Genomic DNA, 16,711 nt, shown 5'->3' on the forward strand with positions numbered 1-16,711 from the left:
GTGCTGATCCTTTTATATTGATTGATGCGTTTCTTTTGCCTTCTGTTTATCTAAAAACGGCATCAGCTCTATTCCAGCCGATACACCTACAAACACGATGCACACAACAACAATCAGCAGATAATCATGGGCCATGTCAAAAAACAACCCGCCCGCATACACGCTGAGAGCCCCGGCGATCTGATGAATAAAGAAATTGATGCCTAACAGCGAGCCGATCAATCCTGTTTGATAGCTTTCTGAAATAGACGCCGCGGTCAGCGGGATCACGCCTGTGTAACTGAGCCCGAATAACAGGATAAAACTGAAGTACCAAAGTTCGCTGTGATGGATTCCGAGAATGGGAATGAGCAGGCAAATCAGGCTGAGCAGCCGGATGAAAAATAAGATGGATAACATCATGCTTCTGCTGCCGAGGAGATCTGACAGCCAGCCCGCCAATAATCCGCCAATGATAATAAACGCCCCGAACGCGGCCATCATTCCGTTAACATGAGAGACATGTGCATCCTTCAGCATCGGAACGAGATGAGCATCAATGATTCCCATTGTAAATCCGCATGTAAACACGCCGAAGTATAGGATATGAATGAGACGGGACTGCTTTACCACGTCCCAAAATCCCCGCCAGTCATAAGATTTTTTCACTGACGGCGCTTGCACATGTGACGGGTGCTTCATCCCGAAGGCAAGGAGCGGCAGCAGAACAGCAGCCATGACGATGCCCAATATCGTATAGGTGTTTTGCCAGCCGGCATGATACGGAGCCGCGGCCCAAATGGGCGAGAGCAGCAGCAGGCCCGCTGAGTTGGCATTGGTCAAAATAGCGAGCGCGAGGCCTTTGTGTGTGTCAAACCAGCGACTGATGAAATACTGGGTCGTCACGCCAACCGCACACGAATAGCCGATTCCGCCGAGGACTCCGTAAATGGCAGAAAACACATAAACATTCGGTGAATACGGAAGCACCAAAAAGCTTGCGCTGACACAAACAGCTCCGAGCGCCATAATTTTTCTGACGCTGAACCGGTCAATAAAAAAACCGACAAAAAACTGAACAATGCCCGTTGTAATCATAAAAATGCTGATTGAAACCGAGATCAGCGACCTGTCGGCATGGAAGGTATCCGCCATTGGCAGCATAAAAAATTGAAAGGAATTTCTGAATGAGTTCATTCCGATGGCGAAAACAAACGTAAACAGCAATACAAACCATTTCATCTTGGGAGACGCGCGCATGTTTCGACCTGCCTTTGTTTGAGTATTGCGCCTATTATATCATGTAAAAATTTACATTCCATGCAAAAAAAGCGGAACAGCCAGCGCTGTCCGCTTATGGTCACGATTGAATGATCGGATGCTGATTCAAGATCGCAAAAATTCGTTCTGCCACTTCTTCCGTATGTGACAGCAGAAACATGTGCCCGCCGTCAAATTCATGGAATGCGATGTCTTTCGCCCACTTCTTCCAGCCTTCCGCATCCCTAATGCATTTTTCATCACCAAGCCCGTTAAAGACATGAACAGGTGATTGGATCGGGGCGACATCGTGAAGCTCAAATTGCTCAAGAGCCCGGTAATCTGATCTGAAGGAAGGCAGGAAAAAGGACATGACTTCCTTATTTTCAACGAGCTCCGCGGGCATCCCGCCTAATTTGATAATATGATCGAGAAACTGATCATCAGGCAGATGCGACACTTTCTTCCGCTGAATATGCGGCGGCTGTATCGCAGAAATGATCACCGCCTGAGGAAAGATGCCTTCACGCTCCAGCTTTTGCGCCAGCCTGAAGGTGATCATTCCGCCCATACTATGTCCGAACAGCACAAACGGCCGATCAGGACGAAGGTTCAATTCTTGCTTGTACAAATCGGTCAGCTTTTCGAGATCCTCAACGGCTGACGTTTGATTCGTGCCGTGTCCCGGCGGCTCGGCAGCGAGCATCTCACACTCTCCTTGCAAAAAAGCATGGAGAGGGCGAAATGATGCCGAGTAGCCGCCGGCAAACGGAAAACAGATGAGCTGCGTTTTTTCCGACGCATCAAATGATTTGAAGAGCTGGCTCATTGGCCGTCTCCTCCTTTCACACTTCATTTAAGAAACCGTTATGGTTTGTGTATTAAGAAATTCGAGCAAAATCCCGGCATTCCTATCCAGAATTTCACCCTGCAGCATTTCAGCGTGTGTTCCGAAGCCTCTTTTCACACGGTAAGCACCTGTTGTTGCCCCTTCCCATGATGCAAGCCATTCCGGCATGTCAAAATCAACGCCGGAAGTCAGCAGATCAATATCCGCTTTCACCTGTCCTGTGCTGATCAGGTTCACGTAGTACGAGTAAAAAGCGTGTGTCTTTTGCTTGAGGCCTTGTTTGACGGCTTCGCTGTTGAGCGCTTCATTGTCCCGGTTGACATTCATCAGGGCTTCGACATCACTTTCAACCGTGCGCCCGTCCAGATCGCTGACACCTTGTTTTTTATAGGAATCCACCATGATGATCCGCTGAACAATACGGCCTTGTTCCTCAAGCCTTTTGGCAGCTTCAAACGCCAGGCTGCATCCCGCTGAATATCCAAACAATGTTAAAGGCCCTTCCGGCTGAAGCTTCTGGATCAAATCCGCATAGCGGTCAAGCCGGTTTTCCTCCTCAATGAAATCAAAGGCGCACAGTTTATATGACGGCAGGCGGCTGGCCAGGTTTTGGTACATGAGGCCATAGCCCAATACCGGCGGGAATGCGAAAATGATCTGATCCTGATCGGGATTTATAATCGTTACATCTTGCAATCCATCTGAGCCCCCGTTTTTCAAATATGCTGAGATGCCGGCGATCGTCGGTGCATCAAACAAAAGCTTCACCGGGAGATCAATCCCGAGCTCTTTCTTGATGCGGGAAGCGGCGGTCATTGCCTTTAAGGAGTGCCCGCCGAGCGCAAAGAAATCGTCATGAATGCCGATCTGCTGTCTGCTGAGAACTTCAGACCAGATTTGCGCGATCGTTTCTTCCGTCTCGTCTCGGGGCCCGATCCATTCTTCCGCCAGCTGATCCTGATCCGGTTTTGGAAGGAGCCGTTTATTGACCTTTCCATTTGTTGTTAAAGGAAGCTCGTCCAAGAACGTAAAGGTTTGCGGCACCATGTAAGCAGGAAGCTGTTTTTTCAGATTCGCCTTTACGTCCCTAACTGAAAGCTGCGTTCGGTTCACGAGGTAAGCGTTGATTGACGCATCGCCAGACTCATGGCGGTCCGCCACAACGACCGCATCTTTCACACCCGGGTATTCCTGCAGGTGTTTTTGGATTTCTTCAAGTTCAATCCGGTGTCCGCGTATTTTGATCTGGTCGTCAATACGGCCGGCGTATTCAATCGTTCCATCCGGCAGCCAGCGTGCTAAGTCCCCTGTGCGGTAAAGTGTTTCTCCCGGCTTAAACGGGTTCGTGATAAACTTTTGCTTCGTCAGGTCATGACGGTTTACATACCCTTTTGATACGCCCATTCCGCTGATGCACAGTTCACCAACCGCTCCGAATGGCTGGAGCTGGTTTTGCTCATTGAGAATATAAACACTGGCATTGCTGATCGGCTTTCCGATCGGCAATGAGGAAATGGAATCCGGTATATCATGTACAACGTGAGCTGTCGCAAATACCGTGCCCTCAGTAGGCCCGTAGCAGTTAATCAGCTTGCCCGGCCCCATGATCCGCAGCGCTTTTCTGACGTGAGGCACTGACGCCCGCTCTCCGCCGAATAACACGCAGCGAAGCCCCTTCATCCAATCCTCTCCCGCATCGGTGAGTAGGTTAAATAGTGCGGTTGTCGCAAACATGACATTGACATTCTCTTGATGAATCAGATTGGTTAGACGTTCTGTATCAAGCAGCGTTTGTTCATCTGCGATAATCAGCCGTGCCGCATTCAGTATTGAAGCGTAGAAATCAAAGGTAAATGCGTCAAAGGCGTAATTCGAAACAGATAAGAACGTATCTTTTTCAGAAAATGCCATGTAGTCTACATGCTTGACCAATCCTTGAATATTGGCATGAGTGGTGATATTGCCCTTCGGCTTTCCGGTTGTGCCGGACGTGTACATGATATATGCCGGATCATCGGGTTCAATCGCGATTGCAGGGTCGCTTGCCTGTTCCTCAAACCGAGTTTGATCGTCGATGAAGAGGGTTGTTCCTGTATACGGCAGCTGAGCCGCTTTTTCTTTCATCTCCTGATGTGTCAGCAGGCAGGCTGCCGCGCTGTCAGTCAGCATATACGAAATTCGGTCCTCCGGCAGCTTCGGATCAACCGGCAGATATGCGGCTCCCGCTTTTAATACGCCGAGAATGCCGATCACCAGTTCAAGCGAACGCTTCGTATACAACGCTACAACGGAGCCTTTGCCCGCACCTTGCTTTTGCAAACGGCGTGCAAGGCGGTTCGCTTCCTCATCTAATTCGCGATAGGACAGCGTCTGGCCGGAATACGTAAGCGCCGGTGCATCCGGATTGACGTTCACCGCTTCCTTGAACCACTCCGTCAGAGGCTTTGCCTCATGAGTTTGAGCCGGCGGGTTTAAGCCGGTTAGTAAAAACGCTCTCTCCTTTTCGTCAACAAGGCTGATCGTGCTGACTGGCTGATCCGGCTTCTCAATCAGCTGCTGAATCGCGGTGAGAAGCTGAGATTTCAAGCGCAGGATAAACGCCTCATCAAACACATTCTCATTATAGGCAAGCTTTATCAGCATCTCATCCCCCGGAGAAGCCATCAGATTGAGATCATAATTCGACTTCTCAAAAACATGTACATCCTCCATCTCAAAGCCGTTTTCACTGTTTTCTTCATTTTTCGCATCCTGAAGCGGATAATTTTCAAAGACAATGATGTGGTCAATCAGTTTTGGCTGATCGGCCTGAGTTTGGATGTCATAAAGCGGCACATATTGATGCGGCTCGGACTGAAGTGATTGCTCCTGCAGCTGCTTGAGCAAACCGTTAAATGTGAGATCCTCAGACAATTTCACACGTCTCGGGACAACGTTGATAAACAGCCCGACCATATGTTCAACGCCTTTGATTTCCGCGGGGCGCCCGGAAACGACTGTGCCGAAGGTCAAATCGCCAGACTGCTGATAGCGGCTGATCAACACGCTCCAAACTGCCTGCAACGCCGTACTTAAAGTGGTATGCTGCGATTTCGCAAGCTCGGCAAAGGCCTTTGTTTCCGCCTCCGGCAGCGAGAAGAGCAGTTCTTTCGGCTCGTATTCGCCCCCTTGTTTCTTTCTTTGCTCCGCAAACGTCGTCTGCCCTTCAAAGTCCTCTAAGTACTCGCGCCAGTAACGGAGTGACGCTTGTTTATCCTGTTTTTCGAGCCACTTGACATAGTCCTTATACGGTTTGACAGGCGACAGATTGTACGGCTTTTGTTCGCGCAGGGCATTGTATACCTTAAATAGGTCCTGCACGACGATGCCGAAGCACCAGCCGTCCAAAATGATGTGGTGGTAGGTCCACACCCATTCAAAGCTTTCTTCAGCTTTTTTGAAAATGGCTGCCCGCATGGGGATATCCCGGGTCAAATCAAAGCCCTTGATCTTATCCTGTTCTTTGTATTCATTGATTTTTGCTGTTTGCTCGCTGTCCGTTAAGTGCATCAGGTCGATTTCTTCTATATGAAACTGGCGTTTTTTCAATACGACTTGGACAGGTCTTTTTACTTTTTCGTGAATGAACACGGTACGAAATACATCGTACCGGCCCATGATCACATTCATGCTTTCTTCAAGGCATTTGATATTCAAGCTGCCTTTCACTTTCATCGTAATTTGTTCAAGGTAAAAGCTCTGGCCGGGATTCAGGATGGTATGAAACAGCATCCCTTCCTGCATCGGCGATAGGTAATACATATCTTGAACCTGATCCTTGCTAAATTGACTCATATGCTTCGCTCCCGCCTCCTGTAATTCCCTTGCGTCTTATTTTAAATTCTCCTCAAGCATGTCAAAGATATCGCCCATTTCGTCCATTTCAAGATCATCGGCGCTGAAGTCGCTTGGCGTGAACTCCTTGTCCTCTTTTTCCGTGCAATGGCGGATCAGCATCAGGAGGTTTTCTTTAAACCGTTCCATTTGCTCCTCGACTGTAGCTCTTTCAAACTCCTTCTCATTGTAGGAGCAGGAAAGCACAAACCGGCCGTTTCTGATCATGCCGCTGAAGCTTAAAGCGTACAGCGCTTCTGATTCCTCGCTTACTTGACGCCCCATATCGAAAACGGACGGCTCAAAAAAGTCGGTTTTTACATCACTGTCGAATTGGCCTAAATAGTTAAAGCTGATCTCTGGCGTAAAGCCCTTGGTTTCCGCTGTTTCTGTGACATAACGGAGAATGCCGTAGCCAACACCTTTGTCCGGAATGCGGCGCAGGTTTTCTTTGACTGATTTGATCACGGCTGAGGCGTCTGCTTCAGATATGTCGAGCACAACAGGATATTGTGCGGTAAACCAGCCGACCGTCCTAGAGATATTCACATTCGGGATGATGTCCTCCCGTCCGTGTCCCTCCAGGTTCATGCCGATTTTGGCATCTTCTGTCCATTCTTTCATCGTTAAACCGAGCGCGCTGAGAAGAATATCATTGATTTCGGTTCCATATGGCTGATGAACATCTGTTAAGAGATGTTTGGTGTCTTCTTCCGTTAATTCACAGAGGACGGATGAGGTATGTTTGACAATCCGCCGCTCTGTTTCGTAGTCCTTCGGCACAGGAGAAACTTGTTTAGCGTCCATTTGCGCCCAGTAATCAGCCTGCTGTAAAAGATCTGCTGATTGGCTGAATGCCGCCAGTTCTTCCGCCCAGTCCTTGAAGGAATTTGTTTTTTGCGGGAAGACAATGTTCTCTTCTTTCTCAGCCTGCACGTAGCCTGAAGCAAAATCTTCAAGTAAAATCCGCCATGATACGCCGTCGACCACGAGATGGTGTACAGCGATGAGCAGGTGATCGCCAGCTTCCGTACGGTATTGCTCGGCTTTCAGAAGCGGTCCGTTTTGCAGATCGAGACTGCTTTGCAGCCTGTCCGCGAGAATCTTGATCTGGCTTTTCAGCATCTCTTCATCAGTGCCGTACAAATCAACGATCTCGAAGCTGACCTTGCTTTCACTGATCGGTTTATATGCTTGAATGATGTCCCCGTTTTCCTCACGATAAACCAAACGAAGTGCATCATGATGTTCAATCAGTGCCTGCAGCGTTTTCTCCACCCGTTCAGGGTCAAAGCCCTTCCCGGCGTGAAGCATCACCGATTGGTTCCAGTGGTGCTTGTTTGTGAAGTTCTTTTCAAAGAACCAGCGCTGAATCGGCGTCAGAATGGCTTCGCCTTCCACAGGCCCTTGGTCCGCCTGTTTGCCTTCGGCACGCTCCACGTATTGGGTGAGCTCCTCGATTGTCGGATGCTGGAAGAGATCTTTCATTTCCAGCTTCCAGCCGTGCTGATTCAAGCGGCTCGCCATTTGTATTCCTTTGATGGAATCTCCGCCGAGTGAGAAGAAATTGTCACTGACACCGATCTCCGAAATGCCGAGCACATCCTGCCAAATGCCGGCAAGCAGCTCTTCCATGTCGGTTGTTGGCGCTTTGTATTCTCCGCTTCCCGCTTCGATGTCCGGCTCAGGCAAGGCTTTGCGGTCTACTTTGCCGTTTGCCGTAACCGGAAGTTCATTTAATGTCACCCAGAACGCCGGGATCATGTAATCCGGCAAGGTTTCTTTCAGTGCTGATTTCAGTGCTTCTATGTCAGCTGTTTCCGGTGTCACGTACGCCGCGATCGCTGTATTGCCGCCTTTATCTTTGACAGCTGTCACCGCCGCATCCTGCACCTGAGAAAGCTGGGCAAGCTGGACTTCGATTTCTGACAGCTCGATCCGGTAGCCGCGGACCTTGACCTGCTGGTCGATCCGGCCGATGTATGCGATGCCGCCGTTCACCCATTTCACCAAATCGCCGGTGCGGTACATGCGTTCACCCGGCACAAACGGATCGGCGACAAATCGCTTCGCGGTTTCGTCTTCCTTGTTCAGGTAACCACGTGCCAGCCCGCGTCCCGCTACGCAAAGCTCTCCGGCCACGCCTTCCGGCTGCACTTGATTGCCCTCGCCGAGAATGTATACTCTCGTATTGGCGATCGCCCGCCCGATGGAAAGTGAGCCTTCCTCCGGATTGATCTCTGTGCTTGTGGCAACGACTGTATTTTCTGTCGGCCCGTAGTTGTTGATGAGCTTGTACGGCTGTTTGACCGCGCGTTTCAGCTTGTCTCCTCCGGTCAAGAGGACACGGAGTGACGTGTTCTCAAGCTCCATGAACTGTTCCGCCAGCTGCGTCGGCAGGAACGTGATCGTCACGCCGTTCGTTTCGAAATAGTCGTTCAGGCGGACGATATCGAGGCGGATTGCTTCATCAATGACGTGAAGTTCGGCGCCGATTGTCCACGTCGGGAACATCTCCCAAATGGAGGCGTCGAATCCAAAGCCCGCGTACTTCGCACTGCGGTCCTCCGCTGTCATGCTGAAAGCATCATGGTGCCAAAAGCACAGGTTCACAAGCGCATGATGCTCGACCATGACACCCTTCGGCTGTCCGGTCGTTCCTGACGTGTAAATCATGTACGCGAGGTTCTCCGCTTTTGTAGCTGTGAGCGGATCTTCCTCGTCGTTTTCATCAAGCGGCAGGCTTAGAATCGTGCGGTCGCCATCAAGAAGAATAACCTCTCCCGTATAGCTGTCCGGCACTGCGATGCCTTCCTGTTTCAAGAGAATCTTCGCGCCGCTGTCTTGTAAAATGTAGTCAATCCGCTGATCCGGATAGTCAGGATCAATCGGCACAAACGCCGCCCCCGCCTTTAAGACGCCGAGCACCGCGGCTGCCATTTCCAGCGACGGCTTCGTGAGAACGCCGACGCGCTCATCCGCGCTGATGCCGCAGTCGATCAAAATCCGGGCAAGACGATTCGCCTTGGCATTCAGCTCGCCGTACGTCCACGACTGGCCGTTGTATGTGACAGCCGGGCGGTCTTTGTGGCGCTGAGCCGTTTCTTCGAATAGCTGATGAACGGTTTTGTCTGTCGGCACAGGCAGCGTGTTGCCCTTCCAGGCCTCGAGAAGCGTTTGTTTTTCTGTTTCGGTGACGAGTGACAGGCTGGAAAGCGGCTGGTTCGGATCTTCCGCAACAGCCTTCAGTAAACGCAGAACATATTCGCTCCATTTCTCAGCCGTTTCTTTTGAGAACAGATCAGTCGCATATTCGAGCTGCAGGCCGATGCCGTTTTCATCAGTAAATCCGCCTAATGTCAGATCAAACTTAGACGTTCCTTGATGGGACTCGTAAGGTGAAATGCTTAGATTCTGCAATGCGAGCTGTTCTTTATCAGGATTTTCTGTCGTCACCATTACGTTAAACAATGGATTTCGGCTCATATCCCGAGGGAGATCAAGCTGATTGACCAAATCCTCAAACGGATATTCCTGATGCTCCAGCGCTGACAGGTTCGTCTGCTTCGCTTGCTCGAGGAGCTCTGTAAATGTTTGCTGTTCTTCCGCTTCCATTCTTAAGGCAAGCGTATTAACGAACATTCCCGGCATGTCTTGGACATCAGCATTCGTCCGGCCGGCAGTAACGGAGCCGATGACGATATCACGCTGTCCGGAAATTTTGCTTAAAAAGACGTGGAAAACAGCGTGAAGCACCATGTGCAAGGTCGTCCCAGTTTCCGAGAGCAGTTTTTCTACCGCCTTTGCCGTCTCACTCCCCGTACGGAAACGGACCGTGTCCCCTTTAAAGCTTTGCACAGGCGGACGGGCGTAATCGAGCGGAAGATCAAGCTCAGGCAGCTCGCCTGAAAGAACCGAGAGCCAGTACGCTTCATGCTCCTTCATCCGCTCCTTTTGCTCCGCTTCATTTTGCCAAACGGCGAAATCCTTATAGTGAAGCGCCGGCTCCGGAAGCTGATCTCCTTTGTAAAGCAGTGCCAATTCTTTTACAAAAATGCCTCTTGATACGCCGTCTGCGATAATATGATGCATATCCAACAGCAGCAAATGTTTTTTCGCTTCAATTCGAAGCAATGCCGCGCGAATGAGCGGTGCATCGTTTAAGTCGAATGGCTGGATAAATTCCTTGATTTTTTGTTCCGCTTCATCTTCTTCCGCTTCAAACACGTGAAGATCAATCGCCGCCGCCTCCATAATGCGCTGAACAGGCTCACCATTTGCTTCTACAAATGACGTACGCAATGACTCATGGCGGTTCACAAGCTGATTGAGCGAGTCGCGCAGACGAGAAATATCAAGCTCGCCTTCCATCAGAAGAACAGATGGCATGTTGTAGCTAATCGTCTGCCGGTCAAGCTGATTCAGTACATACATCCGTTTCTGTGCGGATGACAGTGGGTACATCTCCTGTTTGTCAGCCGGTTTGAGCAAGTGATGGGCGCCTGAAACCGCCGACGCCTCCATATAAGCCGCCAGCTGGCGGACAGTCGGCTGCTCGAACAAGGCTTTAAGCGGTACGGTTTTCCTCAATTCGGCCTGAATATTGGCCATGAGCATCATCCCTTTTAATGAATGGCCGCCTAAATCGAAGAAATCGTCATCGATGCCGATCGCTTCTATGCTAAGCGTTTTCTCCCAAATGCGGCATAGGCTCTCTTCAAGCGCTGTTTCCGGTGCGGCTGAGGCCTTGCGTACGGATTGTGCCGCATTCGGCTTTGGCAATGCGTTTCTGTCGGTTTTCCCGTTTGCGGTCAGCGGAATGGCGTCCATCTGCACAAAAAAAGCAGGAATCATATGAAACGGCAGTGTTTGTGAAAGCTGGTTCCGGAGCTCTGATTTTTCAATGGCTTGCTCCGCCGTATAATACACGCAAAGCTCTTGAAGCCCGCCCTCGGAAACCGCCAGCACAACCGCTTCTTGAATGTCGCTGAGGCTGAGCATGACCGTTTCAATTTCCTTTGGCTCAATGCGATAGCCGCGGATTTTCACCTGATCATCAGCCCGGCCGATAAATTCAAGTGTACCGTCAGAAAGTCTCCGCACGACATCTCCGGTTTTGTACATGAGGCTGCCCGGTGAATATGGATTTTTAACAAACCTCTCCGCCGTCAACTGAGGCCTGTTGAGATACCCTCTTGCAAGCCCCTGTCCCGTGATATAGAGCTGGCCGCTCGCTCCCGGAGGCACAAGCTTTAATGCTTCATTCAAAACAAGCGCGCCGGCATTCGCAATCGGCTGTCCGATTGTCGGGCGTTTCGCGAACGCGTCCGGTTCAGATAGATCAACCCGTCCGGCGATGGCGCCGATCGTTGCTTCAGTCGGGCCGTAGTGATTGATAAATTCGGTATGTCCGTACACCTTGCGGAAGGCGAGAACATCAGCCGGAATGATTTTTTCTCCTCCCAAGACAATCAAGCGTAAGGGTTCATGGTTTGACTCTTTTGTAAAGCTGGCCGTATTCACCATCGTATGGAACAGAGACGGTGTCAGTTTGATATAAGTGATCCCGTGCTCCTTGATATAACGCCCCATTTCATCCGGCGCCGTATAGGTTTCCTTCGGCACGATGTGGAGCTCGCCCCCTGCCAGAAGCACAGGGAACACGCTCGTATAGCCTAGGTCGAATGCATAAGACGAAAGCAATACAGTCTTATCGCTTTCCGTTAGAACCGCTTCTTCACTAAACCAAGAAACATAGTTTGTCAGATTGCAATGCTCGATTTGCACGCCCTTCGGCTTCCCGGTCGTACCGGACGTATAAATGACGTATGCCAGATTATGAGATTCGGAGATCGAAGAGGGGCGGCCCTTACTCACATTTCTCCATTTCGCGTCATCAAGGTTGACGATTGTTCCTTCATATTGCCCAATGGCCGTCATATTTCTTTCGTTCACGACCGTAATTCTCACTCCGCTGTCCTCTAGTGAATAACGGATTCGTTCTTCAGGCGTATCAGGATCAATCGGCAGGAAAGCCGCCCCCGCTTTCATGACACCAAGAATCGATACCATAACCTCTGCTGACCGATCCATGACAATCGCGACGATGTCATCACGCCCTGCCCCTTGCGCGCGAAGATGATGCGCCAGCTGGTTCGCCTGTTCATCAAGCTCGCGATAGGTCAGCAGATTTCCCCCAGACCTTACCGCAGGATGATCAGGTGTTTGTTGGGCCTGTTTTTCGAAAAGAGCTGCAAAGGTTGCTTCAGTCTTTTGAGTCATATGCCTTTCTTCAAGCAAAGCAGCCGTTTCTGCTGGTGAAAGCAAGTCTGCATCAGACAGCCGGACGTTCGGATTAGCCGCGGCCGATTTGATGATATTGACAAAGTGGCTGCTCCAGCGGCGGATCGTCTCGTCCTTAAACAGGGCAGTCGCATAGTCAAAGCTTAGGCCGATATCCTCTTCACGCTCGACTGCTTCCAAGGAGATATCAAATTTCGCGACGTGATGAAGCATGGAATACGAAGAAATCTTCAAATCTCCTAATCTCAATGAAGGAATCTCCATATTCTGCATGTTGAACATCACGCTGAACAGCGGACTTCGGCTGGTATCCCTTGTAAGCGGAAGCTTTTCAATCAGCTCCTCAAGCGGATAGCTCTGGTGCTCGAAAGCTTGAAGGCTGGCTGTTTTGACCTCTTCAAGGAATTGTGCAAAGGTTTTATCCCCCGCAGGCGCCGTTCTTAATGCCACCGTGTTGACAAACATGCCCGGCACATCTTGCAGATCAGGATGTGTTCTTCCCGCAGTCGGCGAGCCGACAATGATATCGTCCTGTGACGCGTACTTAGAAAGAAGCACATTGAACGCCGCCAGCAAAAACATGTACATTGTCGTATCCGTTTCTGCCAAGAGTGTCTTAATTTGAGCCGTCATCTGTTTATCAAGCCCGAACATCACGCGCTCTCCTTCAAAGCTCCGTTCAGCAGGCCGCTCGAAGTCCGCCGGAAGATCAAGAATCGGCAGCTCGCCTTTAAAGGTATCGAGCCAGTATGCTTCATCCTTTTGATGATCAGCCTGTTCCTTATGCCAAACAGCGTAATCTTTATAGTGAATCTGCGGCTGCTCAAGGTCAGCGCCTTGGTACATTTTGGCGAGATCACCGATCAGAATGCCTGTTGAACTGCCGTCAGTAATGATATGGTGCATATCAATGAGCAGCAGGTGGCGTTCTTCTTCAAGCTGGACAAGCTTCGAACGGACGAGCGGCGCGCGGTTTAATTCAAACGGCTGAATGAACGCTTTGATCATCTCTTCCGCGTCTTCTTCCCGTCCCTTGGCAGCCTCCAGCTGGAACGATATGTTTTTATGAATGGTTTGTACAACCTCTCCGTCGATCATGTCAAACGATGTACGGAGAATTTCGTGCCGGTTGATTAATTGCTGCATCGCGTTTTCAAGCCGGTCTTTCTCTACTTCTCCCTCCAGCAAAAGTACAGCGGGGACGTTGTAGCTTGTGTTTGCTTGTCCAAGCTGATTGAGGATATACATTCTCCGCTGGGCTGGGGATACAGGATAATGCTGCTGATAAGGTGCTTGCCTGATCGGTTCAAACGTCTGCTCCTCCTTGCCTTCGTTCTCTTCCAAATACAGCGCCAGTTCTTGAATGGTAGGCTTTTCAAAAAGCACTTTTATCGGCACTTCCTTATGAAATTGCTCTTGGATTTTCGCCGTCATCATCATCGCTTTCAACGAATGGCCGCCGATCATAAAGAAGTTATCGGTAACGCCTGCTTTGACGCCGAGAATCCCTTCCCAAATCTCCGCTAATTTCTTTTCACTCTCTGTCTCTGGTGCTGCGTATTCCCGCTGCACAGCTTCTGATTGAGGCGCAGGAAGTTCTTTTTTGTTGATTTTTCCGTTCGGCGTGAGCGGCAGGCTGTCCATCTGAATCAAATGGGCGGGAACCATATAATCAGGCAAAGACTGAGACAGCGTTTTTCTCAGCCCGCTCACAGATACTTCGCGGTCCGCCGTAAAGTACGCGCAAATTTCATTTTCATCCGCTTTGTTCTTGCGGATGATCACCGCAGCCTCTGTCACATGATCCGCCATGTTCAGTTTTGCTTCAATTTCGCCAAGCTCAATTCGGAAGCCGCGCACCTTCACTTGATTGTCGATTCTGCCTAAAAACTCGATATTCCCGTCCGGCAGCCATCTCGCCAAGTCGCCAGTGCGATAAATCCTTTCACCCGGTCTGAACGGATCTTCGAGAAATTGCTTCTCCGTCAGCTCAGGGAGATTGACATATCCTCGCGCTACACCAATTCCTCCGACGCACAGCTCACCCGGCGCGCCAATTGGCTGCAGACGCTGCTGTTCATCCATGATGTAGGCAGTTGAATTTCCGATAGGCTTCCCAATGGGAATAGAGCCGCTGTACTCACGGTCGATCAGAAAACTTGTTGAAAATGTCGTGTTTTCTGTCGGGCCATATCCGTTCCACAACGAAAGCGACGGCGATGCCTGTTTCACTTTGCTGACGATATGCGGCACGAGCGCGTCTCCGCCGATGATTAAATGGCGTAATGTGCCGAACATGCCGGCGTCCTTTGCGGCAAGCTGGTTGAATAAAGGTGATGTCAGCCACATGGTCGTGATTTTCTGTTCGCGCAGGAAGGCCGCAAATGGTTTCGCATCAAGCAGCGTCTCTTTTTTTACGGGATAAAGCGCTGCGCCATTCAGCAGTGCGCCGAATACCTCAAAGGTGCCGGCATCAAAGCTGACAGCTCCCGTTTGCGCCATGCGGTCTTCCTCGTGAACAGGAACGTAACCGGCATTTTTGACGAGGCGCAAGATGCTTTTATGTTCAATCATGACGCCCTTCGGTTTGCCTGTTGAACCAGATGTATACATGATGTATGCCAAATCAGACGGTGCGGATGGCAGATTGAGATTGTCAGCCGCTTCGCTCTCTTCAAAACCACTGTCCAGTGTAACAACCGGCACTTGCAGCTGCTGCGCCTCCTCTGTATAAGACTTTCCGGCCAATACGATGCGAATCATGCTGTCCTCCGCCATGAAACGTAGACGGTCCTCAGGAAGCGCCGGATCAAGCGGCACATAGGCGGCGCCTGCTTTTAACACAGCCAGCATGCCAACAACGGTTTCTGCCGAGCGGTCATTCATAATCGCTGCTGTTTCCCCTTTTTGAAGACCTTGTTTGACAAGCTTTCTCGCCAGACGGTTTGCCGCTGCATTCAGCTCACGGTATGTCAGCTCGGCTCCTTCATATACAACGGCAGGGCTTGCCGGTGTCCGTTGCGCTTGCTCTTCAAACACTTGATGAACGGCCACCCCTTCAGGGAATTCGGCTTTTGTCTGGTTAAACACCTCGACAATTTGCTGCTGCTCTTCGTCTCCCACAAGCCCGTACTCACGCACATAAGCGTCCGGCTGATCGACAGCCGCTTCCATCATGCGGGTGAGGTGCTCCGCTGTCCGTTCGATAAAATCGGAATCAAAGGCGGCTCCGTTATATTTGATTTTGATGGTCCACGTTTTGCCCGGATATACAATCAGGTTGAAGTCGAAGCTTGTTTGCTCAAATGCGCTTTCTACCTTGATAGAAAATCCAAGGCGGTCTTCCATGCTGCCATTTTCAAGCTCTTGATCAAGCGGATAATTTTCAAACGCGACCAAATGGTTCAAGAGATTGCCATCAAGGGCTGAGCGTTTTTGAATCTCATATAGCGGCACGTAATCGTAGCGCTCCGCCTCTACCGCATGCTGCTGGACAGCTGAGAAAATATCAGCAAAAGCTGCATCACGATCAACTTTTACCCGCACCGGAATGGTGTTGATAAACAGCCCCGCCATCGTTTCAATCCCGTTGATTTCAGACGGCCGTCCCGATACGACCGTGCCGAAGACAACGTCATTCGCAAAGTTGTATTTGCTGAGAACAATACCCCAAACAGCCTGAAACAGGTTGGGCCCTGTCACTTGGTGACGGTTTGCAGTTTGCTGAATGCGGGCAACCAGTGTTTCGTCCCATGTAAATGAGTATTCTTTATTGACATATTCGTCTTTTTTCTCAGGCAGGCGGCCCGGAAGCACGCTCGGCTGTTCAAAACCCGCCAAGCGTTCGCTCCAGTAGCTCTCTGCTTCTTCATTGTCTTGTTTTCCGAGCCACTTGATGTAGTCGGAATAAGGTTTGCCCTGACCGTTTGCCGGTGTCCGGCCTCCTCTGAGCGCCTCGTAGTTTTGGAACAGGCTTTTCATGAGCACGCCCATGCTCCAGCCGTCCATCATAATATGATGATTGCTCCAGACAAGATACAGCTGATCTGCGTCAAGACGGAAAACCGCCACCTTGAACAACATGTCTTTTGCCAGGTTAAAACCTTGGTGCTGCACATCTTGTTTATAACGCTCAATGTGCTCTTTCTGGCGGTCTGCGTCCGCATGACTAATATCTTCATAGTGCACCTTTGTTTTGCGTTCAGCTAACACAACCTGACGCGGTTTTTGCAGCTGTTGATGCACAAATACTGTACGGAGAATATCATAAGACCGAATCAGTTCATTGACGCTTTTCTCAAAGATTTCAAGATCAAAAGCACCGTGAATCCCAAGCTCTAATTGTGTGAAGTACGAGGAAGAATGCGGATCAAGCATCGCATGATACAGCATTCCCTCCTGCATTGGTGTCAGTGCGTACACCTTTTGAATCGACTTTTTGCTCAT

At 50.3% G+C, this 16,711-nt stretch carries 4 protein-coding genes; all 4 read right to left on the bottom strand.

Annotation, left to right across the window (positions count from 1 at the left end; translation table 11 throughout):
* Window positions 1–12 precede the first annotated feature (12 nt).
* On the bottom strand, window positions 13–1,239 hold the full coding sequence (locus ACMX2I_RS20040) for an MFS transporter (RefSeq protein ID WP_414958130.1): 1,227 nt from the start codon (window positions 1,237–1,239) through the stop codon (window positions 13–15).
* A 100-nt stretch (window positions 1,240–1,339) separates the two neighbouring features.
* Window positions 1,340–2,068 (bottom strand): surfactin biosynthesis thioesterase SrfAD, encoded by a 729-nt coding sequence (srfAD, locus tag ACMX2I_RS20045; protein WP_414958131.1) that lies wholly within the window; start codon window positions 2,066–2,068, stop codon window positions 1,340–1,342.
* Between the two features lie 27 nt (window positions 2,069–2,095).
* A complete protein-coding gene (gene srfAC, locus ACMX2I_RS20050) occupies window positions 2,096–5,923 on the bottom strand; it encodes a surfactin non-ribosomal peptide synthetase SrfAC (RefSeq protein WP_414958132.1) in 3,828 nt (1,275 codons plus the stop codon).
* Between the two features lie 36 nt (window positions 5,924–5,959).
* Window positions 5,960–16,711: a surfactin non-ribosomal peptide synthetase SrfAB gene (srfAB, locus tag ACMX2I_RS20055; protein WP_414958133.1), complete on the bottom strand. Its 10,752-nt coding sequence runs from the start codon at window positions 16,709–16,711 to the stop codon at window positions 5,960–5,962.

The sequence above is a fragment of the Bacillus sp. SW14 genome (genome assembly GCF_047608225.1).
Lineage (GTDB): Bacteria > Bacillota > Bacilli > Bacillales > Bacillaceae > Bacillus > Bacillus subtilis_G.